The following is a 23,760-nucleotide window of genomic DNA, read 5'->3' on the forward strand; positions in this document are numbered from 1 at the left end:
GTTTGAGAACCCGACTTCACCAGGTCGAACTAAAACACCTCACCAAAATTAAAAAAGAATCCCTGCGCCCCACCAACACCAAAGCCATAGTCGATGGCCAGATTGAGGTTGGAATGTTTGTTCATTTTAACCCGTAACCCAACGCCCCCACCCGGCAGCAGTCGGCCGAAATGGCTCGTGTCGGGGTAGTTGCTGTAGGTCTGCATATTTGTAAAGACCACTGCGCCCAGCAGCCCATTGCTCAGCAGTTGTGTACGGTATTCGGCTTCCAGATAAACGAGATTTCGACCCCGGAAGCGGCCTTGCACATAGCCCCGCCCCAGGTTCGAATAGGTATCCCAGCCACTGCTGGGCAAGTCCAGATACGGCGCCTGACCACCAAAACTAAGCCAGTTCATGTTCCAGAAAGCCAGAATATGCTGACCCGTCGATGATAGGGGTATGTATTTTCTAAAGTCAGCGATAACCGACTGCCAGTTCTGATCACTGCCCAGCCATCGTAGGTTTGGCCGCACAACTACATTCCCGAAGAAGCCACTTTGTGGGTTATTCGGGTTGCGCCGGTTGGTGTATTGCACGCTAAAAGTAGGCCCTGATGAGGTCGTGTGATCGGTCGACGTGTATTGGCCAAAATCATTATTTAGCTGGGGCGTGTTATTCACATCCTGGATATGCCAGTGATAATCGAGCGCGTACCCAAGGCCAACCGACAGATTCGGAGCAACCTGGCGCAGCACCGATTGGTGAAAGCGCAGATAATAATACGTAAGTCGGTCATCCGCATTGCCGGGCGATTCGTCGCCTAACCCAAAGTTATCGGCAGAGTAGTCGTAATAGCGCCAATCCGTAACGATGTTATATCGGTTTTCTTTTGTCCAGAAATTGACAACAACCGGAATGATAACTTGCTGGTACTGTGTGTACTGTGGAGTCGAAATAATGGTTGAAACGTTCTGTTCGGGATTAGCGCTGGTAAAGGACAGATTCGCATTTAGCCCAATCGCTACGCCCGTTTGCAGGGCATATGCTAACTCAGGAAATATGGTTGTATGCAAACCGGGCTTATAGTGCTCCGTCCGCCTATGGCCTTTCCGGTTGATGTATCGATAATACACATCCCACACATCGGCCAGCGAATCGCGCGATGAAACATTTGTTTGTTCATGACCAGCTACTTGAACAGAGTCAGTCTGGGCAACGCTTGTGGCTGATGAATAAGCGATTAACCCAAAACTAATGAGTAGCAACCGGAAAAGAAACCAGCGATTTTGCAGACCACATTCAACCTTTTTCGGACTGCAGAAGTAGATTTTAATCATGCATAGTCAATTGCTTTTTAACTTATTCGTGTACCATTCCGTTCCCGTACATGAGTAGACCATACTTGACGGATTCAGACAGATGGCGTTCGCTGGTTCCAACTGGACTTTGAAAACGCCGTTTTCTGCAGCAATAAAAGCAAAAAGTCGCTTCCCGTTATGGAAGGCGACTTTTTGCTTAGGTCGTACGATGGATTTTAATCCGGCGCAACGGGCTTATTCTTTTTTGTACTGTTGAATGATTTTATACAAAGCCTTCTGTTTTTCCAATTCAGGAAAGAACTCGAACAATTGGACATGGGCGTCATAATCCAGTGAAAGCGCAGCCTCCAATTGAATGAGCGATTCGCGGTAATGACCGGCATGAATCAAATAAACAGCCGAGCGATAATACAAATCAGCTTCGGCAGGCATGTCGTTGATACCCGACTGGATAATGTCGTTAGCCCGCAGGAAATCGCCCTGATCGAACGGCACCAGCGACCATGTCAGGTACACGTCGGGATTTTCCGCATCCACTTCGGCCGCTTTTTCAAACGCTTCGACACTCGACAGAACATTCCCGATTTTGTACTCCGTTTCGGCTATAGCGAGGTAATATTCGCCGTTCTGATCGCTCAGTTTAACTGCTTTTTGCAAAAACGGCAGGGCTTCGTACCACTTACCCGATTCGCTCAGACAGACACCAATCCCAAACCAGGCTTCGTCCCACATTGCGTCCAACTTGATGGCTTCGCGATACTCCTTGATGGCTTCGGGGATGCGATCCTGTTTTTCTAGGCTGGCTCCCAGGTGACAGAAGGTGTCGGCAGTTGCTTCTTCGTATTTCAGCGTTTCGCGATAACAGGCTTCGGCCTTCTCGAACAACCCCAGATTCATGTAAGTATTGCCCAGGTTGAAATGCGCCGAGGCAAAATCTCCTTTGATAATGACAGCATAATCGTACGCTTCAGCGGCCTCGGCATAGCGGGCCAGTTTGCTGTAGGCAATACCGATGTTGTACCAGGCATTGTAGGAATACGGATCCGTATCGATCAGTTGCTGGTAATAGGACAAACTGTTCTCTAACTCGCCCGTTACGTCCAGGCAAAACGCCAGTTCATAAAGCGCATTTTCATTATTGATGTTGAGCGCAATAGACTTTTTGTACTGCGTAATCGCTTCATCGTATTTACCCCAGTTCTGATAGCTCTGCCCTAGTTGAAACAGAATATCGTCTTTATCATCGGCGCGGTCGAGTAACTCTTCCAGCACCTGAATCGATTCTTCATAACGACCCGCCATGTTCAGCACGGAGCCCTGCATAAAGGGGACATCCAGGTCACCGGGGTTAAATAAAGAAGCCCTTTCCAACAAATCCAGCGATTCATCAAACCGTTGAAAATTAGCTAGAATCTGGGCCTTGTCGAGCATCAGTTCCAGCGCATAAGGGAAGTTTTCCAGACCGGCTTCGGCGGCTTTAAACGCCTTGTCTAAATCACCTTGATTGAGGTAATGCTCAATCATTTGTTCATAGACATCCAGGTCGAAAAACTGACTTTGTTGCTGATCCAGCATCTGCTCAAAACGCCGGATTGATTCTTTTATATCGCCTTCTCGTTCTTCGAACTCTTGCTCCATGCTATTGCCTTCAAAATGTGGGCGGATAGGGGCCGCACCAACGGTGCGATTTATCCTTTGGCACTTCAATATAAACTCAAAAAAGCGAAACTCCAACCCCCGAACCGAAAAATTACGGACCGTCTGGGAGCTGCCTGAATGCGGCTGCCACGCGCTTCAGGGTCTCACTCAGCACTCGATACTGAAAGTCAAGCACCTTCTCAATGTTGTGCCCGTCATACTGATATAACGAACTTGCCGACCGCGCGGTTTCTTTAGTGATCAGCGGGGCCTTGTTCATCAGCCAGGCCCGCATAGCTTCCAAAGGCCAAAGCAAACGGCTTACAGTAGGCGGAATTGACACGGTTGGTGGTCGCTTGCCCAGCACGGCGGCTATCTGTTCTAACAAGGAACGATATGGAATGGTGCCCCCGTTGAGAATGAACCGCTGGGCGCTTATGTCAGACTGCATCAGACCGACAAGCGCATCCGTTACGTCGAGGACGTCGACATAATTGACTAAACCGGCCGGGTAAAACGGTCTTTCATCCTGTACGTATTTGATGAGCTGAAGGCTGCTTCGGCTCCAGTCGCCCACACCCAGTACAATAGATGGGTTGACCATCACGGCGTTAAGTCCCTCGGCGACGCCCCGCCATACCTCCAGTTCCGCCCAGTATTTTGTTTTGGCATAAGTGGAATTGTTTGGCGAATCTTCCCATTTCAGTTGTTCATTGATCAGCATGGGTTCGCTAGCCTTTCCGCCTTTGGACACCGGCCGACCGATAGCAGCTACTGAACTAACATACCCTAGTTTTCGAACACCTGCTTTCAGACAAACATTGACGATGTTGGCCGTTCCCTCCACGTTGATCCGTTCCATTTGATCCCGATCTTTAGGAACGAACGAGACGATGGCAGCGGCATGAATCACATCTATACCAGCCTGAATGGCCGTTTCGAGAGAGGGAATATCCAGCACGTCGCCCTCCTGCCAGGTTAGTTGATCTGCTACATCGGCCAGAAGCCCGTAGCCACTTGTCGGTCGAAAGAGCACAGTAACCGAATAGCCGTCAGCCAAGTAGCGCCGGGCAATATGAGAGCCAATGAAACCCGTGGCCCCTGTAATAAAGACTGATTTAGGTAAGGATGAATTCAATTGAAGTTTTTGATTTCGACCCAGTTGAGGAAATTATTCGTATTCGGCGTGGTGTTCTCCATAGCAGCCCGGCAGTTCTCTTTGTGTAAACATAACAACGTTCGGCCCTGAATTGCTAATTTTGCGGGCAAATAAGGTTTTCCGTTCCCCGTTTACGGTAGCTCCCTTTAGCTACGGTTAAACCGAAAACCAGAAACCGAAAACCGAAAACCAATTTATGTCTCTAGAAAATCCACAACGCTATACCGTTACGGCGGCTCTGATCTACGCAAACGGGCCCATTCACATTGGGCACCTTGCCGGTTGTTACCTACCCGCCGACATTTACGTGCGCTACCTCCGCTCAACGGGCAAAGATGTCGCTTTTATCAGCGGCACCGATGAACATGGCGTGCCCATCACCATCAAAGCAAAAAAAGAAGGCATCACGCCACAGCAGGTCGTCGATAAATATTATGGACAGATCAAACAGGCGTTCAACGACTTTGGTATCTCGTTCGATATTTACTCACGAACGTCGAATCAGATTCACCACGAAACTTCGCAGGAGTTTTTTACAAAACTTTATGAGCAGGGCGATTTCGATGAGGAAGTGACCGAACAATATTACGATGAGGTAGCCGGGCAATTCCTAGCCGACCGGTACATTGTTGGCACTTGCCCAGTTTGTGGAAACCCCAACGCATACGGCGATCAATGCGAGCGGTGCGGTACCGCCCTCAGCCCAACCGAACTCATCGAACCACATTCCATGCTGTCGGGCTCCAAACCGAGTTTGCGTTCTACCAAGAACTGGTTTCTGCCGCTGGACCGGATGCAGCCCAAAATTGAGGCATACGTCAACAGCCATACGGAATGGAAAACGAATGTATTTGGCCAGTGCCAGTCGTGGCTGAAGGAAGGCCTGCGCCCCCGCGCCATGACCCGCGACCTGGAGTGGGGCATTAAAGTCCCGCTACCCGATGCGGATGGTAAAGTGCTGTATGTCTGGTTCGATGCGCCCATCGGCTACATCTCCATGACCAAGGAGTGGGCCGATGAGCAGGGCCGCGACTGGGAATTATACTGGCGCGACGAACACACCAAACTCGTCCACTTTATTGGCAAAGACAACATCGTTTTCCACTGCATCATTTTTCCGGCCATGCTGATGGCCGAAGGCAGTTATATTCTGGCGGATAACGTACCGGCGAACGAGTTCATGAACCTCGAAGGCGACAAGATCAGCACTTCCCGCAACTGGGCCGTCTGGTTGCACGAGTACCTCGACGAGTTGCCAGGCAAGCAGGATGTGTTGCGCTATGTACTGGCCGCCAACGCGCCCGAAACCAAAGACAGTGAATTCACCTGGAAAGACTTTCAGGCGCGGAACAACAACGAGTTGGTGGCGGTATTCGGTAATTTTGTGAACCGGGCCGTTGTGCTTACCCAGAAATTCTGCGATAACCACGTTCCTGTTCGGGGCGCCCTGACCGAGTACGATAAAACGGTCTTTAACGAACTGGCGCTGTTTCCAGATCGCATTGGGCAGGCCATTGCCCAATACAAATTCCGGGAAGCGCTGGGTCACCTCATGGACTTGGCGCGTTTGGGCAACAAGTACCTGGCCGAAACCGAACCCTGGAAAGTGGTCAAGACAGATCCGCTTCGGGCGAATACCATCCTGAACATTGCTCTTCAGATTTCAGCCAATCTGAGCATTGTCTGCGAACCATTTTTACCCTTCACGAGTGAGAAATTACGCAGCCAGCTCAACCTGACGGAACACTTCAACTGGACCAACGCTGGTCGGGTCGATTTGTTGACCGAAGGGCATTCGCTGGGCAAAGGGGAACTTCTGTTCGCTAAAATTGAAGACGATGAAATCAATAAACAGATTCAGAAGTTGCTGAATGCCAAACATATGAATGAGTTAGAAACCAAGACCGTTCCGGCCCTCCGGGACGAGATTACATACGATGATTTCGCCAAAATGGACATTCGTATTGGTACGATTACCGAAGCGGAGCGGGTGCCCAAAAGCGATAAATTGCTGAAACTAAGAGTAGACGATGGCCTGGGTGGACGTCAGATTTTGAGTGGCATTGCCAAGCATTTTGCGCCCGAAGATATCATTGGCAAACAGGTCACGTTTCTGGCCAATCTGGCTCCGCGCAAAATGATGGGTTTCGAATCGCAGGGGATGATTCTGATGGCCGAAGACCGGGATGGGAAATTAGCCCTCATCGCTCCCGGTGAGGCCGTCTGGAATGGAGGAACAGTCTCCTGACAAACGTATAAGTAGAAATAAAGAAAGCCGGAAACGATAGCTTCCGGCTTTCTTTATTTCTACTAGTGTCCTTCACCTGCGCCAGTTTCACATCGAAGCCTCATACTAAGGCAAAAACATAGCGTTCTCCGTGATCGGTGAGGACACGGACCACGGAGAACGCCTTACCCTAACGACTAGGGTGTCCTTACAGCAAGCTCACCTACCTGACAAGTGGCTTAAAAATTCGAGAAGTGTTCGTTCGGTGATTGAACGATAGTAGTTTTTATAATGGCGCTTGATAAAACGCTGGGCAACTTCTCTTTTCAACCCTTTATCGCGTGGTCCGTTTTGACATTCTGCCCTGACCAGATTCGTTTCGATGTCCAGTCAAGCGCCGAGGCCGACCAGAATTCATCGGATGCGGGCAAACCCAACGGCAGAAACGCTACTGAACACAAATACAAACTTCCGGTAGAAATGTACGTTTCGCCAATGCCCGGCTGGTGGCCACAGAGGCCAATCCGGAGCCAGCCCTTCGCATCAAAGGTGCCGTTCATGTCCATTGTGCGCCGAATAACAGCCGTCAACGCTGACCGCACCTGACCCGGTGCTAATTCTGGGGGTAAATTCTTTTGCAAGGCGACCTGGGCCAGCAATTGAAAAGCTCCGCAACGGTAAGCCAGCGACCGGCCAAAAGCCGCAAAAGAACCGTCGGGATTGATCAGTCGCTCCTGTACGATGGCGTAACGCTGCGCTCGGACCAACAACGATTCATACAAATCCTTTTCGGCTTTCCCGGCATCCACCAACGTTTTGACCACATCCAGCAACATGGGCTGAATGACATAACTGTTGTAATAATCCCAGTGAAAATCAGGGCCGTCGCCGTAGGCTCCATCCCCCTTATACCAGGCCTGATGCTGCCGGATGGCGTAATCCATCCGAAGTTCATCACCGGCTCCCCTGTATTTCAGCAAAGCCGCTTCGACCATGGCACTGAATAACAGCCAGTTGCTATAGCCCGGTTTGATAACCCGACTCGACTGTAACGCTTGGATCACATTTGCCTGTTCGGTTGTGCTTAACGCCTGCCATAGTTTCGGTGACCGGATCAGGCCATGGGCCAGGAAAGCCGCATCGACCAACGGTTGCCCATTCCGGGTAAAGTTCAGGTAATCGGGCGATTTGGGATCGACGCCGTTGGCAATGGATTTTCTGGCCAGGTCGAAGTACCGTTGACGGGAAAGGTTTTCCTGTGTATCGTCACCGGCACTCAATTCAAGCCAGGGAGCGAGCCCGGCCATTGTTCGGCCGAGTGCTTCCAGATGGGATACCGCCGTTCGGCTCGCCTGCTGCCCCGGCGCACACTCAATGGGCATGGTAGCTTTCAGGCGATTATCGGCTAAAGCGGTCAAAACCGGATCAACGATTTTTAGTAAAGTTTGCAACCAGTATGCCCGATCACTACCAGTAACACTGACTTCTGATACTATGGAAGAGAAGGCTCTATCCTCTTTCGTAGTCATGCCCAAACTAACCGGCAACGCGGTAATAAGCCGGGTAAACATCCGCCGTTTCATCATTTGCTTTTACATCAGGAACTCTCTCACCAAAGCGGTCGTGCTCGTTTTTTACTGCTTCGTACCGTAAGGCCCGGTGATTGCATCCATTCCTCGGCAAATGCCGGTTGCGGTGAAACGTTCGGTTTGAAAACACTGTTACCCATCTGAACTTGCCATTTAGTTACCCTGTGAACGAAGAACAGAAAAGCGCTGGCCGGATATTTGATTTAGCTATCCTCCGGCGACTATACGCGTTTGTAAAACCATACCAGGCGCGCTTTTACCTCCTGATCGGTATCATTATGCTGGCGGCCTGCCTGGCTCCGCTGACACCCCTGCTTATCCGCTACACCATCGACAATGTAATTGCCATGGGCGATTACCAGCGGCTGACGGTCATGCTGGTAATCATGATTGGCGTACTCGTTGCCCAGGCCGTTATCCAGTTCCTGAATACATATTTATCCGGCTGGCTCGGTCAATATGTGATTCGTGATATCCGGGTACAGCTTTACCGTAAAATACTGCACCTACGGCTCAAGTTCTTCGACAATACGCCCATTGGTCGGTTAGTCACCCGCTCAATTTCTGACGTCGAAACACTGGCCGATGTCTTCAGCGAGGGCATGGCGGCTATTGCCGGCGATATTCTGCAACTAGTTCTTATTATCGGTGTCATGTTTTACACCGATTGGCGGCTGGCGGCCATCAGTCTGTCGACTATTCCGCTCATGCTGTTCAGTACGTATGTGTTTAAGGAAAAAATCAAAAAGTCGTTTAATGAAGTGCGAACGGCTGTTGCTAACCTGAACTCGTTTGTTCAGGAACACATCACGGGCATGAACATTGTCCAGATTTTTGGCAGTGAAAAAATTGAAGCTGAAAAGTTTCGGGCCATTAATAACGAGCACCGGGCCGCCAACATACGCTCTATCTGGTATTATTCGGTTTATTACCCCGTCGCCGACATTATATCGGCGGTGGCGGTTGGTTTGGTCGTCTGGTACGGCGCTCAGCAGATCATCAGTTCAGACGTCACGTTCGGGACGGTTACTGCCTTTGTGATGTTCATTAACCTGTTCTTTCGGCCGATCCGGATGCTGGCCGACCGGTTCAATACGCTTCAGATGGGTATCGTTAGTACCGACCGTATTTTGAAATTATTGGACAGCGACGAATTCACGCTTGATAATGGTACCTACGCCCCCGCCACAATTCGGGGCGCCGTTGAGTTTAAGGATGTCTGGTTCGCCTACAATAATGAGGATTGGGTCTTGCGCGACATTTCGTTTCGGGTTAATGCGGGCGAGACGGTGGCCTTTGTTGGGGCAACGGGTGCGGGTAAGTCGTCCATTATCAACCTGCTCAGCCGTTTTTATGATATCAATAAGGGAGAAATACGCGTAGATGGCACAGATATTCACGAATATGAGCTCGGCCATCTCCGCCGGAATATCGGCGTTGTGTTACAGGATGTTTTCCTGTTCTCCGACACCATTGAAAACAACATTACCCTGGGCGACAAACGAATCAGCCGGGAGAAAATAGTGGAAGCCGCTAAACTGGTTGGCGTCCATGATTTCATCGAACGACTACCCGGCGGATACGAATACAATGTCATGGAACGTGGCTCTACTCTTTCGGTTGGTCAGCGTCAGTTGATTTCATTTGTTCGGGCCATGGTGCAGGATCCAAAAATCATCGTCCTCGACGAAGCCACCTCTTCCGTCGACACAGAAACCGAAGAGATGATTCAGGATGCAATTGGCAAGCTGATGAAAGGGCGCACGGCAATCGTTATTGCGCACCGGCTGTCAACGATCCAGAAAGCAAACAACATCATCGTCGTGGATAAGGGCCGAATCGTTGAACAGGGTAACCACGAGGAATTGCTACAGCAGGAAGGCTTCTATGCGAACCTGTATCGGATGCAGTATAAGGAGGTCGTGTAATACCGAAATAGTAACAAAAAAGGATTCGAACGACAATCAATAGTCAGGCACCTAGGGCGGCTTCCTCATCGTCAAGGCCGGCACCCGTAATTCCTTCGGTAATGACTTTATGCCCAGACACATTCGGGGTATCATTCGTTGGACCGGGACCGCTGCCGTCGAGCGCATACGCTATTGACGCGGCTAAATCGTCAGGGACAATTTTTGCTGATTGCTCCACGGGTTTGGGATACTCTTCACCCGTGTTTTGGTTAATCACTTCCTCATCGGCATTGGGATCGTTATCCATACCTGATGGAACACGGCTGGATGTATCACCGGTCAACTCGTCGGAATCGGGGCTGAAGTGTCGCATGGGTGTTGATGAGTTTAATTTCATCTATAACCCACGAAACCGGACAGCTGTTTATTCTTCGGCCAGTTTCTTGACCATTATCTTATCAATTCGGCTCTTATCCATGTCCACAATCTCGAACCGGTATCCATGCCAAACAAATGTTTCGCCCGCCTGGGGAATGTCTTTCAGGATGTATAAGGCAAATCCGCCCAGTGTATCAAATCCGGTCAACTCACGACGCGTCTGGGCATTGATATTGATCGACAAAGACGACAGGAAATCCTCGAAAGGCAATTGCGCATCAATCAGATAACTACCATCTTCGCGCTCCCGTATTTCATAATCGGAATGCACATCGTCGTTGATATCGCCAACCAGCACATCCAGAATATCGTTTAGCGTGATAATGCCCAACACGCCCCCATACTCATCCACAATAACACCCACATACTGCCTGCGCTCCCGAAACCGTTCTAAAACCTGGTAAGCCCGGTTATTTTCGGGGATGAACAAGACATCCCGTTTCATGTCGCCCAGATGCAGCAGTTCCGAGTCGAGATCTCTACCCAGAAAGTCCTTGGTGTAAATCAGACCAACCACTTCATCGACGCCCCCATTGCAGAGCGGATAAACCGAATGTTTGTGCTCCAGAATTCTGGCTTTGTTTTCAACCAGATCATCTTCCAGATCCAGGAAAACAATTTCCTGCCGATTCGTCATCAGGGAAGTAATCTTACGGTCGCCCAGTTGAAAAACGTTTTGCACAATTTCCTGCTCAATTTCTTCAATTGCCCCCCCCGAGGTCCCTTCCTGGATCAGGCTTTTAATTTCTTCTTCGGTGACGGCATTCTCATTCGGCCGGATATTCAATACCTTCAGTAATAAATCACTTGAAATGGTCAGTAAGGCAATGAACGGCGATGTTAACCGCGACAGCAAAATCATAGGCGCGGCCATGGTTTTGGCAATACCTTCCGGATTAGATAAGCCAATTCGTTTGGGTACCAACTCACCAAAAACCAGCGAAAGATAAGTCAGCAGCAGGAGCACCAGGACAACGGCTACGGAGTGCGCATACGGACGGATAAACTCGATCCGGGCTACGTACTCCTGTACATCAGTCGTCAGTTTGTCACCCGAAAAAATACCAAGCAAAATACCGATCAGGGTGATCCCAATTTGAACGGTTGACAGAAACCGGTTGGGTGAGTTGGATAAGTCGAGCGCGACCTGGGCCTGTCGATCTCCGTTCTTGGCAGCTGATTCTAATTTAGACTTACGAGAGGATACTAAAGCGATTTCTGACATCGAAAACACGCCGTTCAGCAACGTCAGAAGGAAAATAATGAGGAGTTCCACAAATAGGTTGATTGGCCTGTTGCAAAAATATAGAAATGGAACTGGTTTGCAACAGATTCAACCGTGCGACAGACCATCTGTTTTGCTACTTTTACGCTTTGAACTGCAAATTTTCTGATGATTGTCTTTATTAATGACCGGCCTATTCGGCTCGTTGGCCCCAAAGCCGCTGCTCAATTGACCAATCCAGCGTTGGCAAATCAACCTGAATTCGTTGACTATGACCAAATAGTCGATGCGCGACTGGAAGCCCTGAAGCCCGACGCCCTGCATGGCCATCTGCTCGTTATTAACGCTACACCGGCCACTGTTAATAAACTGCTCACGCTGCTTCAGAAAGCCAACGCGGGCCAACTATTGTCCATTACGCTGGGTTGCCTGGATAAAAAAGACTGCGAAGAGGCCATTAAGAAACCGTTCAAGATTATTAAAGCTGCCGGGGGCGTGGTTTTTAAAGGCGATAAAATGTTGCTGATGTTTCGCCGGGGTGTCTGGGATCTCCCTAAAGGCAAGTTAGATAATGGCGAATCTTCCCGGCAGGGAGCCGCCCGGGAGGTTCAGGAAGAAACCGGCGTTCAGGTATCTGTCAGCGAACGGATCTGCACCACCTGGCATACGTACACGCTCAATGGCAGCCGAATCCTAAAACGCACGAAATGGTATCGAATGGCGGTCGTCAATGACAGCCGTATGGCCCCTCAGACCGAAGAAGATATTGAAAAGCTCGCCTGGTTTGATCGCCGGGAAACCAAACTGGCGCTTACGAATTCGTTTAGTTCGATTCGATACGTGTTTGATCAGTTAGCGCTATAAGATGTGGACGGGAATACGTTCCTGTTCACTTCGCTTTATCAGGTACCTGTAGTTGATACGGAAGAAACTCGTTTACATCCTGACCGTACCGATGAAGGTCACGGATAATACTTGAACTGATGGGCGCCAGATGCGGTGACGTAATCAGAAAAACGGTTTCTACGTCTTCATAAATGTATCTGTTCACCTGCGATATACCGTTTTCGTATTCGAAATCGGTTGTGTTACGCAACCCCCGCAGCAGGAACTTTGCCCCAATCGCACGGGCTACATTGGCCGTCAGGTCATCATAGCTCATCACACGGACGGCGGGCTGGGAGCGGAATGCCCCTTCGATGAGCTCCGTAATCTGCTCAAGCGGAAAGTAGCGCACTTTGTGGGAATTCCGACCGATGCCAATCACAACTTCGTCAAATAACTGCAAACCTCGCAGAACAATGTCTTCGTGACCCCTGGTAAATGGGTCGAACGAACCGGGAAAAAGGGCGATACGCTTCATAATGAATGACTAAATGACTGAGTGGCCGGGTTGATTCGATGAATCACTTATCCACCAGCAGACCTAACCCGTATAAACTCAGATACCGATGATCGGGCAGGTCAGTAAAGTCGGCAGCTATGGATAAACCTGGTGGCGTTTGCCCAAAGGCCAGGTTGGGCAAAAAACGACTTAACTCCATATAAGACTCAGCGAACGGCGTAATCTCACCAAACAACGAAACCCGCGTTTGTGTAGGATTCAGTTTCTGCTCATCGAGTACATAGAGAATGTAATAAGTTAGATCCTGCACGTTTTTATAGCCAAACCGATTGCAGTAGCGCATCTGATGTGCGTGTCGGTAAATGACCGTCACGAACTCATCTTCGAAAAACAAATACAGGTTATCTGGCGTCAGCGCATGACGGTCAAGGTCGGCGGTGGCCTGTATCAGCGCACTTACCTGATGAACAAACGTTAGTGGCTGAAGCGGATACATCTCCGAAAAGAAGTCAGCCAAGGGGTGTTCGAGATTAAAGACGGACAAAAATCCCTCGGATTGATGCGCGAAGGACTGGGCAAATTCATGAGCAGGCAGTGCGCTCCCCCGCATCAGCGCCAGATAGCTACCAGCGTATTCTTTTCGAAAAAGCGGAGCGGGTATCAGCGTAAATGAAGGTGAATTTACACCGATACGAATTTCCTGCCAGGGCCCGGCCGACAGCACGGGATGTTGGCGAAATACGTCCGGTAAAATGCCTGTCATTGACCGATCACTTAGTAGAGACGAAAATGTGTAATCATTGAGGTAGATACCCAAACCCCGCTTATCCTGCACCAGCACCCGGAATCGGTCTCGGCCAACCTCCAGACTTAGTACCGAATTTTCGGTCAGCCGTGGATCGAACGAATCAGAACCAATAGAAATAGTGGGTGTAGGGGTCACAGCGATTTGCACAATATCGACTAACTAAAGTTTACAAGAAGTTCAATTGATAAACATAGTTAAAACGGGCAACTATTTCTCAATGTTTTCATTGCAAATAGCCACTTAGTTTAAAAACATCATCGAGCGAGTGGCAATATCGGAACAAGGCATGGACTTCTTCCGGCGGGTAACTTTTTATTTCATCAAAGCTCATCAATCGAACTTCTTCAATAATTTGCCCATCGAGACTCATTTCCGGATCGACTCCCTGACGAAGCACTCCTCCGGTAACCTTCACCTCGAAAAACAATTCCATGGCATGAAGGGGCGGCTGCATGAACTCATTCACGAACAACATATCGCCGATTTCGATGACCAGCCCGGTTTCCTCCATAAATTCGCGAACAAGGGCTGCGGGGGCTGTTTCACTAAATTGAGCCCCACCTCCTGGGGGCACCAGAACGTATCGGTTGGGCCAATACCCCGATGGCGAACCATCAATAACTGGTCACCTTCCCGATATAGGCCGCAAACGCGCAGCCGAAGCCGGTTTCCATACAATTTAAGTACCTCTTCCCGAGGAGTCTCAGCTACTTGCGTCACAGTATAATGCGTATTTGGGGACGCAAAGGTAAGGAAATTAGAATGTATGATGCATGATAGAGAATGTATTTGCCTAACTACATCATACATCTTATAGCCTGCATCCAATTAATACGGGCTTCCGGATATGTAGCTTTCAAGCGAGTCGATTCGGGTTTTCTGATCGCGGATGATGGCCGTAACCACGTCGTTGATGGAGATTATACCAATCAGGTTTCCCTTTTCCATAACCGGCAAGTGGCGAATGTGCCGGTCAGACATAATAATCATGCAATCTTCCAATGACTGCTCGGGCTCAATGGTGATGACATTTGCCGTCATAACATCCGCAATCCGGGTGTCGTCGGAGTGGCGATCTTTCAGGATTACTTTACGGGCATAGTCCCGCTCCGAAAATATGCCGGTCAATTCGCCATCATCAACAACGAGCAAAGCGCCTATATTTTTGTCGGCCATGACCTTAAGTCCGTCCAGTACCGTTTGATCAGACGAGACGCTGTAAAGCGCGTTAACAGACTTTCCCTGAAGTATTTGACGTATGTTCATTATGGTAAAGGTTTAGTAGAGGGTGAATATAAGAAAAAGGGTGTAAGGCCGAAAGTGGGAATAAAAAAAGGATTAAAAAATTAAAAAAACGGTCGTCTTTTTCTCCTTTCCTGTTTCCTCTTTTTTTCGTAAATTAGTTGCATGAACGAAACCCAAGCGGCTGCTGATTTGCTGGCCAAACGTTTCCCTTTTAAGCCTACGCCTGGCCAGGAACAATTCTTCGAACAGATTGGCCAGTTCATTACTCCTCAGGAAGTTGAACACTATCGCGACTGTTTTTTGCTGCGCGGTTATGCCGGCACCGGAAAAACGACACTCGTTGGCACACTCATAAAAGTACTCCCCCGATTTGGCTACAAATCAGTGCTGCTGGCGCCCACCGGACGGGCCGCCAAGGTCATGACGAACTACGCCAAGAAATCAGCCCAAACTATTCACCGGAAAATCTATCGGCAGGTGGCCGAGCCGGGTTCAGGTAGCCTGGCCTTTCAACGGCAAAAAAATTACCACGAAGACACGCTGTTTATTGTCGATGAAGCTTCGATGATTTCGGATGAAGCGGACTTTGGCGGAAAAGGGCTCCTGACGGACCTGATTGATTATGTTTTTGAAAACCCAGGCAACAAGCTTATGCTCGTGGGCGATACGGCTCAGCTCCCCCCCGTTGGCCGCGAACTGAGCCCGGCGCTGGACCGGGGGTTTCTGGCCAGTTCCTTCGACATGACGGTGTATGAACAGGAATTGACGGAAGTCATGCGGCAGGACGAAGAATCAGGTATTTTGTACAATGCAACCAGCCTGCGCATGTTATTGGATGGCATTTCCGCTACGCCCAAAGCGGTTGGGTTTGATGCGCTGCTTACCGATAACCCCGCCCCCTCGCCTACCGATATGCCGCCAATTCAGCTTAATGTCCGATCATTCAATGATATTTATAAAATGCCCTTGATGAAGCTGGAAGACGGTATCCGGTATGCATATGACAAATATGGGCGTGAGAATACGGCCATCATCTGCCGGTCCAACAAGACAGCAGTGCAGTACAATCAATTTGTTCGGCGGATGATTGACCAGTGCGAAGAAGAACTCGACGCGGGTGATATGCTGATGATTGCCCGAAACAATTATACGGTGCTGGACGAAGATTCTCCGGCGGGCTTTCTGGCGAATGGGGAGTTTGCTGAAGTGCAGAAAATTCGCAATAAGGAAGAAATGCACGGTTTTCGGTTCGCAACGGTTACGCTGCGCCTGGTCGATTATGAAGAGCAACCTGATTTTGATGCAAAAATTATGCTCGACACGCTCCATACACCGGTGCCCTCGTTAGCAGCCGACCAGTACAAGGCCTTGTATGAAAGTGTGGCAAAAGATTATTTTTATATTAAGAGTAAAAAGGAGCGATCCGAAGCGATCCGACGCGACCCCTATTTAAACGCGCTTCAAGTTAAGTTTGCCTATGCGCTCACGTGCCATAAAGCGCAGGGTGGTCAATGGAGCGCTGTCTTTGTGGATCAGGGATTTTTACCCGAAGGCCAGGTAAACGACGAATTTGTGCGTTGGCTGTATACCGCCCTGACGCGCGCGACAGATGAAGCCTTTCTGATGAATTTCAATCCGCAGTTTTTTAACTAGTTTACGGTTTTTGGGTTTACAGTTTGTGGTTTGTGGTTGGTTGATGCGTAAGCTACCTTTGCAACAGCCACCTACAAACCACAAACTGTAAACCCAAAAAATATGTCCCTCGAATGGATTATGAGTGCCTGCATTGGCGTTGGCCTGGCTGCCTGCTGTGGGTTTCGGGTGTTTGTGCCACTGTTGATTGCCAGCGCAGCGACAAAGCTGGGTCTGATTGGCCCAATGACTGGTTTTGAGTGGCTAGCTGGCTGGCCGGCTCTATTGGGGCTCACGGTGGCCACGGTCTTTGAGGTTGGCGCTTATTACATTCCCTGGCTTGACAATCTGCTCGATACCATTGCTACACCAGCGTCTATCATTGCGGGCACCTTACTCAGTACTTCTTTTCTACACATTGATAACCCCGTGATTCAGTGGGGGCTTGGGCTGATGCTTGGCGGAAGCTCGGCCGGAATTGTTCAGGCGGGAACCAGTTTACTACGGCTCGGTTCAACGGCGACTACCGGTGGGACCGCGAATCCGGTCGTGGCTACGGGCGAAAACGTAGCCTCGTTTGGGTTGTCCGTGTTTACGATTTTTTTACCCCTCGTGGCTGTGGTTATCATCGCACTCATCCTGATTTTCATTGTTGGCCGCCTGATTTCCCGGCGTAAAGTTTGGTTTACCCGAGCCTCCAGCAAACAGGCAGGCGGCCCCATTAGCCAGATACCTCGGAGCAACAATGGCCGGATGTAAACAAAACCGGGATTTTTATGATTTGAATGATCGGCCTGATTTTGATAAATCATAGGTCGTCATCCAAACATAAAAATCCCGGTTCAGATTCAAGGTGGTCAGCCATCACATGAATCACAAAAATTCCGGTGTGGCTACCTGTGTGGTCAGAACTACAAAGTAGCCACCGTACGCTTCACAAAGGCCGTCAAATCAGCACCTGTAAGCATATTTTGCGAAAGCAGTGCCAAATCATAGACTTGTTTAACCAGGGCTTTCTGTGCATCAACGTCCGTTTCAGCCAGAATTTTGCCGATCAATGGATGATTCGCATTAACGACCACATTGTGCGTCATCGGGAAATTGCCGTAGAAGGACTGCTCGCCCGAAAGCGCCGACATGTCCTTCATCCGGCGCATGAACTCCGGTAATGTAATCGTAACAGGCAGCTCATCGGTTGGCTGGGCTTCTATGCTGACGTTGAGCATTTTATTGTCCAGCACTTGGTCGAACACTTCTTTCAATTTTGTCTTGTCCGCTTCTGACAAAACGCTTTCGTTATTCAGCCCCTTGTCGATCAGTTTGTCAAGCGTATCGGCATCTACCCGCTGGAAGTTGACCTTTTCAAGCTTTTGTTCCAGGGCGTTGATGAAGTGGGCATCAATAACGTTGTCCATCAGCAGGACATCGTATCCACGCCGACGGGCCGATTCGATGTACGCATCCTGCTGTTTACGATCTGAGGTGTAGAGCAGCACCAGCGTCTCGTTTTTGTCGGTCTGGTTCGCCTGCACTTTCTCGCGGTACTCATCCAACGTGGCAAACGCACCGTCTGTATTTTTAAGCAGAACAAAGTTCTTGGCTTTCTCCCAGAACTTGTCGTCGCTCAAAATGCCGTATTTGATAAACAGGCCAATGTCGTCGAACTTCTCTTCGAACGACTTCCGATCAGCATTAAACAAGTCGTTTAACTTGTCAGCTACCTTACGGGTAATATAGCCGTTAATTTTCTTAACGTTAGTATCCGACTGCAGGAAGCTGCGCGACACGTTAAGTGGGATATCCGGCGAGTCGATCACGCCATGCAGCATCATCAGGAAGTCAGGCACAACGTCCTTCACCTCGTCGGTGATAAACACCTGGCGGCTATAAAGCTGAATTTTCTCGCGCTGGAACCGCAGTTCGTTTTTAATCCGGGGGAAATAGAGAATACCGGTCAGGTTGAACGGATAGTCGACATTCAGGTGAATCCAGAATAACGGCTCCTCGCTCATTGGGTACAACTCCCGGTAGAAGTTCTTGTAGTCTTCATCGGTCAGGTCCGAAGGCGATTTCGTCCAGATCGGAGTTGTATTATTTACAACCTTTCCGTCGAACTCGACGGGCACGGGCAAGAAACGGGCATATTTATCCAGAATGCCCTGCAGGCGACCTTTATTCAGAAACTCTTCCGAATCTGAAGCGATGTGCAGAACAATATCCGTTCCACGCTCAGCCCGTTCGGCAGGTGCTAATTCAAACTCCGTCGAGCCATCACAGGTCCAGCGTACGGCTTCTGAACCGTCGCGGTATGATTTTGTGATAATATCGACCGTCTCAGCCACCATAAATGCCGAGTAGAACCCTAAGCCAAAATGACCGATAATCTGGCCTTTGTCATCGGTTTTGTCTTTGTATTTTTCCAGAAAATCTGTCGCGCCGGAGAACGCAATCTGGTTGATGTACTTCTTGATTTCATCGGCCGTCATACCGAGCCCATTGTCACTAATGGTGATCGTTTTAGCCTCTTCGTCGAGCGACACGGTAACCTTCAAATCCCCCAGCTCACCTCCGAACTCACCAAATGAGGCCAATTGACGCAATTTTTGGGTAGCATCTACGGCGTTTGATACCAATTCCCGCAGGAAAATCTCGTGGTCCGAGTAAAGGAATTTTTTAATGATGGGAAAGATATTCTCGGTGTGAATCGAAATCTGGCCCTTTTCGTTTTGTACTGCTTCCATAATTTAGTCAGAATGAGATTATGAATCTGTTCAGGCGACGTCAAATCCTGTTCCACCCTATTCATTTATGACACATTGACAGAGTCATTCGTGACAAAAGAAGAAATTGACGATTTAGCCACCCTAATCGCTTTTCTGGACGAACAGCTCGTAGAAATCGGTTGTTATACCTGCGTATGTCTACACACACATATACGGATATAACCTTACCTGAACTGGAGGAACTTCGTAACCAACCACACACGGCGATTGTCGATGTGCGGGATGAGTGGGAGTTCGACGAATTTAATATTGGTGGCCTTAATATACCGCTCCCTGACATTCGCGCCCGAAAAGCGGAAATCCTCCCCTACCAGACGCTAATCGTCATTTGCACCAATGGCGTTCGAAGCCGGGTAGCTGCCAAAGACTTACGTCGGCAAGCTGAGTTTCAGGACCAAACGATCTACCACCTGCACGGCGGTATAATAGAAGCCGTTGACTAGGTTACGATTGTGAACCCTGGCTTGGCAGCCTGTTTGTCTACGTGAGGTAGGTAAATCTGCAAAATATCGTGCACGCCCACACGAATCAATTGACTTAACTGATTCAAGGGTAAGTCGTTGCGCTCGAATCCAAACGGTTCTTCTATTTCCTCACCAATTAATTCCAGTCCCACCAGGATATACGACGTTAGTAGAACGACCGGAATCGTCAGATAGCCAAAGGCTGTAATGACCGTGAAGGGCAGCATCATGACATAAAGCATGATAAACAGCTTGATAAACAGCGTATAGGAAAACGGGATTGGCGTACTCTTAATGCGTTCACAGACACCACAAACGTCCATGAGTGTCGTTAAATATTGATTCAGATTGATGTGCTGCGACTCGGAGATGTGACCTTCGCGGTACAACATCTCCGTTTTCACCCAAAGCTGATTGGCTACACCCGCTGGTTTATGATCGAAATTACTCAAGTTACGTCGCTCACCCACCTCAACCATGTCCAGTTCGCTGAGATCCGTCATATCGCGCAAATGATTTTTCAGCGCAAATGGGAAATTCGAGATGGCCTTGGCAAAAAAGTGGCGGCTGTTTTCATCCCCTTCGGGTAAAACAGCATTGAAGAAAATAGCCAGATTACGGCAGTTGTTCACCAATTCACCCCAGGCCTGACGCCCTTCATAGAACCGGTCATACGCGGTGTTTGTCCTAAAAATGAGCAACAGGCTCAGAAGAATACCCATTGCACTCAAAAAAGAACCGGGCGTGTCTTTCAGACGAATATCCAGGAAAGTCATCTCGCCAATAGTGACCAACGTTACATAGACTGCGATGACGATCAACTGGCGTAGTAACGCTTTAGCCGTGGGGCCTGTATGAAAGTGCCAGATAGATGGAAATAAACCTTTGTTCTTGTAAATAATCATTCTGTTAGTTGAGTACTTGGCTTTTAGTTAACAAGCTAACTCCCTAAACAGTTATACTTCCCGCAAAAACACGTTTGGCTGGGCCAATCAGATAAATAGTATCGAATGTACCATCGCCCGACTGCTTAAAGGACACGCGCAGATTGCCACCAATAGTTTTGATAGCAACAGGATCAGTTAAAGCCAGTTGCTGGTGGGCGGCTAACGCAACCGCCGTTACGCCCGTGCCGCAGGAATACGTTTCGTCCTCAACACCCCGTTCATAGGTTCTGACAAAAACGGTATCGTCGGCAAGTACCTGCGCATAATTGACATTCGTACCGCCCGGCTGAAAGGAATCACTGTATCGAATGGCACGACCCTCAGCCACGACATCGAGCGACTCCAGGTCATCCACGAATAAGACAACGTGAGGGGAGCCGGTGTTCAGAAAGGTCAGCCCATCTCGGTCTTCGGTTCCTGATACGGCGCTCATTTTCAGTGAAATACTTTCTTCATCGACAATAGCCGTATGTTCGCCATCTACGGCTATGAACCGCGTTTCCCGATCAAAAAGGCCCAGATCGTGGGCAAACCGAACAATACACCGCCCACCGTTGCCACACATGCTGCCTTCCGCTCCATCGGCGTTGAAATAGACCATCCGGAAGTCATAGTCCGAATCGTTCTGCAGCAAAATCAACCCATCGGCCCCAATGCCAAATCGGCGATGGCATAAGTGTTCGATAAACGCCTGATCAGTTGCGGGAAACGTTTTATGTCGGTCATCGATCAAGATAAAGTCGTTGCCGGTACCCTGGTATTTGAAAAAGTCCATGACATTTGGGCCTATTGACTACAAAAAAAGCCGTCTTTACAGACAGCTTTTCCAACAATGTTGTGTAAGATCGAGGCAATTAAGCTGCTGCAACTACTTTTGCTTTACGCTCTTTAACACGAGCAGCCTTACCTTGGCGACCGCGAAGATAGAACAGGCGCGCACGGCGAACTTTGCCCAGACGGACGATTTCGACCTTGTCGACATTGGGTGACAGAAGCGGGAAAATGCGTTCAACGCCAACTCCATTTGATACTTTGCGGACGGTGAAAGTCTCGCCACCGGTGCTTGGATTACGGCGTTGAATCACCGTTCCTGTGAACACCTGAATACGTTCCTTATTTCCTTCGCGGATTTTAACGTGTACGTTCACCGTATCACCCGCCCGGAATTGGGGCAACTCGGTGCGACGCTGCGCGTTGTCTGCCTCCACTAATTTGATTAACTCGCTCATGACCGTATATAAATCGCCAGATAACTATTTGCGAAATGAGCCGCAAAGATAGTAATTTTCTCAGTAGGAGAAAATACTTTTGCAAAATTACGTGCGGCACCAACAACCAACTTTATGAAAATACTGAACGTTGATCAAATTCGTTCCCTTGACCAATCGACAATACAACACGAACCGATAGCGCCAATTAATTTAATGGAGCGGGCCGCACTCACCTTTGTCGACTGGTTCGTTGATCACTTTCCCAGTACAACCAAAACAAAAATTTTCTGTGGATTAGGTAATAACGGGGGCGACGGTTTGGCCATTGCCCGCTTGTTGCTGGAACGTGAATACCCCGTCGACATCTTCGTTGTGCGCTATGCCCCCCGCGAGTCGGATGATTTTATGCACAACCATCGGCGGCTTAAACTCGTTACCGAGAGGGTTCATTACATTGAGTCAACGACCGATATACCGGCCATTCGTCACCATGATGTTGTTATTGACGCTATACTTGGTTCAGGCCTGTCGCGCCCAACCGAGGGCATTGTCAGTGATACGATCAAAGCGATTAATCGCGCCCCAGCAACGGTTATTTCGGTCGACATTGCCAGCGGACTCTATACCGATCAGCCGAATAGCCCGACCGATGTCATTATCGAACCCGATTATACGCTTTCGTTTCAGCTACCCAAACTGGCCTTTATGCTGCCCAAAAACGAACCCTACGTGGGTGATTGGCAATTACTGGACATTCGGCTGCATAAACGATTCATTGACCTGGCCCCAACGCCTTATTATTTTACCCAACCCGATGAAGCTCGTCTGTTGCTCCATAAACGAAAGCGATTTTCGAACAAGGGCACGTTTGGTCATGCCTTGTTACTGGTGGGTAGTTATGGAAAAATTGGCGCAGCCGTTTTAGCCGCCCGTGCCTGCTTGCGGTCGGGAGTTGGGTTGTTGACAGTACAGGTGCCCCAGTGCGGCTATACCATTTTACAAACCAGTGTTCCGGAAGCGATGTGCAGCCCAGACCGGCACCAGAACGTACTTACAGGAACGGCTCCGGCGGGTCATCCGGGCAATGAAAGCATCGATCCATCGGACTATTCGACGATTGGCATTGGTCCGGGAATCGGTAAAGCTCCCGAAACACTGGCCATGCTGAAAGGGTTATTACCAACCTTAAAAAAGCCGATTGTTGTTGATGCCGATGCCTTGAATTTACTGGCTGAAAATCGTGAAGCATTGGCAAATCTTCCCAAAAACAGTATCCTTACTCCTCATCCCAAGGAATTTGAACGGCTTACAAAAAAATGGAATGATGATTACGAGAAGTTGACTATCCTGCGTGATTTTGCCAAAAAATACCAGGTGGTCGTTATTTTAAAAGGCGCTCATTCTGCCGTTGCGACACCCGGTGGGGACATCCATTTCAATTCGACGGGAAATCCGGGGTTAAGTACCGGCGGCACCGGCGATGTGCTGACGGGTATTTTAACGGCTCTGCTTGCTCAAGGCTATGATCCGGTCGAAGCGGCTGTGCTTGGCGTTTTTTCTCATGGCCTGGCCGGTGATCGTGTAGCCCAGCAACGTGGGCCTATCGGCATGACAGCTTCTGATGTAATTGATGCGTTACGGTGGGAATAAATTTACCAATAAGTGTGGATTTTGTTCCACATATCCACACAACTAAATAGAGTAATGTTTAATTAAACTTACCGCTTACGAAATATCCAGGGAGGGTAGTAAAAGGTAGTTATACGTATTCAGCAGATTCCGGGTTTTCGCTCTATTTCCAGCTAAAACAAGGTCCCAAATTTGTGTCAGTATTATCA

The 23,760-nt window shown here is 49.1% G+C and carries 20 protein-coding genes and 1 pseudogene; 7 read left to right on the forward strand and 14 right to left on the reverse strand.

Annotation, left to right across the window (positions count from 1 at the left end):
• Nucleotides 1-29: 29 nt before the first annotated feature.
• From SD10_RS14045 to SD10_RS14055, 3 genes are all read right to left on the reverse strand, one after another.
• Nucleotides 30-1,319: a BamA/TamA family outer membrane protein gene (locus SD10_RS14045; RefSeq protein WP_148562444.1), complete on the reverse strand. Its 1,290-nt coding sequence runs from the start codon at nucleotides 1,317-1,319 to the stop codon at nucleotides 30-32.
• A gap of 216 nt (nucleotides 1,320-1,535) precedes the next feature.
• On the reverse strand, nucleotides 1,536-2,939 hold the full coding sequence (locus tag SD10_RS14050) for a tetratricopeptide repeat protein (protein ID WP_046574431.1): 1,404 nt from the start codon (nucleotides 2,937-2,939) through the stop codon (nucleotides 1,536-1,538).
• 112 nt (nucleotides 2,940-3,051) lie between these two features.
• Nucleotides 3,052-4,077: an NAD-dependent epimerase/dehydratase family protein gene (locus SD10_RS14055; protein WP_046574432.1), complete on the reverse strand. Its 1,026-nt coding sequence runs from the start codon at nucleotides 4,075-4,077 to the stop codon at nucleotides 3,052-3,054.
• Nucleotides 4,078-4,294: 217 nt separating this feature from the next.
• On the opposite strand from SD10_RS14055, the gene metG reads away from it, so the two are divergent.
• Complete coding sequence (gene metG, locus SD10_RS14060; protein ID WP_046574434.1) at nucleotides 4,295-6,346, forward strand: methionine--tRNA ligase; 2,052 nt, start codon at nucleotides 4,295-4,297, stop codon at nucleotides 6,344-6,346.
• Between the two features lie 305 nt (nucleotides 6,347-6,651).
• On the opposite strand, the gene SD10_RS14065 is transcribed toward metG, so the two are convergent.
• Nucleotides 6,652-7,776: a DUF2264 domain-containing protein gene (locus SD10_RS14065; protein WP_262507416.1), complete on the reverse strand. Its 1,125-nt coding sequence runs from the start codon at nucleotides 7,774-7,776 to the stop codon at nucleotides 6,652-6,654.
• A 302-nt stretch (nucleotides 7,777-8,078) separates the two neighbouring features.
• Between SD10_RS14065 and SD10_RS14070 the strand changes: the two genes are divergently transcribed.
• Entirely contained in the window at nucleotides 8,079-9,842 is a 1,764-nt protein-coding gene (locus SD10_RS14070) for an ABC transporter ATP-binding protein (protein WP_046579524.1), read from the forward strand.
• Nucleotides 9,843-9,885: 43 nt separating this feature from the next.
• On the opposite strand, the gene SD10_RS14075 is transcribed toward SD10_RS14070, so the two are convergent.
• Both SD10_RS14075 and SD10_RS14080 read right to left on the reverse strand, forming a co-directional pair.
• The gene (locus SD10_RS14075; RefSeq protein WP_046579526.1) at nucleotides 9,886-10,197 is read right to left on the reverse strand and encodes a hypothetical protein; all 312 of its coding nucleotides are present in this window, start codon (nucleotides 10,195-10,197) and stop codon (nucleotides 9,886-9,888) included.
• 51 nt (nucleotides 10,198-10,248) lie between these two features.
• On the reverse strand, nucleotides 10,249-11,538 hold the full coding sequence (locus SD10_RS14080; RefSeq protein WP_082111598.1) for a hemolysin family protein: 1,290 nt from the start codon (nucleotides 11,536-11,538) through the stop codon (nucleotides 10,249-10,251).
• Nucleotides 11,539-11,655: 117 nt separating this feature from the next.
• On the opposite strand from SD10_RS14080, the gene SD10_RS14085 reads away from it, so the two are divergent.
• Nucleotides 11,656-12,351, forward strand: coding sequence for an NUDIX hydrolase (locus SD10_RS14085; protein WP_046574438.1), 696 nt, complete (start codon nucleotides 11,656-11,658; stop codon nucleotides 12,349-12,351).
• Between the two features lie 25 nt (nucleotides 12,352-12,376).
• Here SD10_RS14085 and coaD read toward each other — a convergent pair whose 3' ends face one another.
• From coaD to SD10_RS14105, 4 genes and pseudogenes are all read right to left on the reverse strand, one after another.
• On the reverse strand, nucleotides 12,377-12,850 hold the full coding sequence (gene coaD, locus SD10_RS14090; protein WP_046574440.1) for a pantetheine-phosphate adenylyltransferase: 474 nt from the start codon (nucleotides 12,848-12,850) through the stop codon (nucleotides 12,377-12,379).
• 43 nt (nucleotides 12,851-12,893) lie between these two features.
• Entirely contained in the window at nucleotides 12,894-13,787 is an 894-nt protein-coding gene (locus tag SD10_RS14095) for a DUF3822 family protein (protein WP_082111599.1), read from the reverse strand.
• A 76-nt stretch (nucleotides 13,788-13,863) separates the two neighbouring features.
• A pseudogene (locus SD10_RS14100) lies at nucleotides 13,864-14,360 on the reverse strand (NUDIX domain-containing protein).
• Nucleotides 14,361-14,468: 108 nt separating this feature from the next.
• Nucleotides 14,469-14,906: a CBS domain-containing protein gene (locus tag SD10_RS14105; protein WP_046574443.1), complete on the reverse strand. Its 438-nt coding sequence runs from the start codon at nucleotides 14,904-14,906 to the stop codon at nucleotides 14,469-14,471.
• A 141-nt stretch (nucleotides 14,907-15,047) separates the two neighbouring features.
• On the opposite strand from SD10_RS14105, the gene SD10_RS14110 reads away from it, so the two are divergent.
• Both SD10_RS14110 and SD10_RS14115 read left to right on the forward strand, forming a co-directional pair.
• A complete protein-coding gene (locus SD10_RS14110; protein WP_046574445.1) occupies nucleotides 15,048-16,538 on the forward strand; it encodes an ATP-dependent DNA helicase in 1,491 nt (496 codons plus the stop codon).
• Between the two features lie 102 nt (nucleotides 16,539-16,640).
• Nucleotides 16,641-17,276, forward strand: a complete 636-nt coding sequence (locus tag SD10_RS14115) for a DUF4126 domain-containing protein (protein WP_046574447.1) — start codon at nucleotides 16,641-16,643, stop codon at nucleotides 17,274-17,276.
• Nucleotides 17,277-17,428: 152 nt separating this feature from the next.
• Here SD10_RS14115 and htpG read toward each other — a convergent pair whose 3' ends face one another.
• Nucleotides 17,429-19,258: a molecular chaperone HtpG gene (gene htpG, locus SD10_RS14120; RefSeq protein WP_046574449.1), complete on the reverse strand. Its 1,830-nt coding sequence runs from the start codon at nucleotides 19,256-19,258 to the stop codon at nucleotides 17,429-17,431.
• Nucleotides 19,259-19,434: 176 nt separating this feature from the next.
• Between htpG and SD10_RS14125 the strand changes: the two genes are divergently transcribed.
• A complete protein-coding gene (locus SD10_RS14125; protein ID WP_046574452.1) occupies nucleotides 19,435-19,743 on the forward strand; it encodes a rhodanese-like domain-containing protein in 309 nt (102 codons plus the stop codon).
• Here SD10_RS14125 and SD10_RS14130 read toward each other — a convergent pair.
• The 3 genes from SD10_RS14130 to rplS form a co-directional block, all read right to left on the reverse strand.
• A complete protein-coding gene (locus SD10_RS14130) occupies nucleotides 19,740-20,669 on the reverse strand; it encodes a bestrophin family protein (RefSeq protein ID WP_046574454.1) in 930 nt (309 codons plus the stop codon). The genes SD10_RS14125 and SD10_RS14130 overlap by 4 nt on opposite strands.
• Before the next feature lie 43 nt (nucleotides 20,670-20,712).
• Complete coding sequence (dapF, locus tag SD10_RS14135; protein WP_046574455.1) at nucleotides 20,713-21,486, reverse strand: diaminopimelate epimerase; 774 nt, start codon at nucleotides 21,484-21,486, stop codon at nucleotides 20,713-20,715.
• Between the two features lie 79 nt (nucleotides 21,487-21,565).
• Entirely contained in the window at nucleotides 21,566-21,940 is a 375-nt protein-coding gene (rplS, locus tag SD10_RS14140; RefSeq protein ID WP_046574457.1) for a 50S ribosomal protein L19, read from the reverse strand.
• A 114-nt stretch (nucleotides 21,941-22,054) separates the two neighbouring features.
• Between rplS and SD10_RS14145 the strand changes: the two genes are divergently transcribed.
• The gene (locus SD10_RS14145) at nucleotides 22,055-23,572 is read left to right on the forward strand and encodes a bifunctional ADP-dependent NAD(P)H-hydrate dehydratase/NAD(P)H-hydrate epimerase (RefSeq protein ID WP_046574458.1); all 1,518 of its coding nucleotides are present in this window, start codon (nucleotides 22,055-22,057) and stop codon (nucleotides 23,570-23,572) included.
• Nucleotides 23,573-23,760 lie beyond the last annotated feature (188 nt).

The sequence above is a fragment of the Spirosoma radiotolerans genome, assembly GCF_000974425.1.
Taxonomy (GTDB): Bacteria; Bacteroidota; Bacteroidia; order Cytophagales; family Spirosomataceae; genus Spirosoma; species Spirosoma radiotolerans.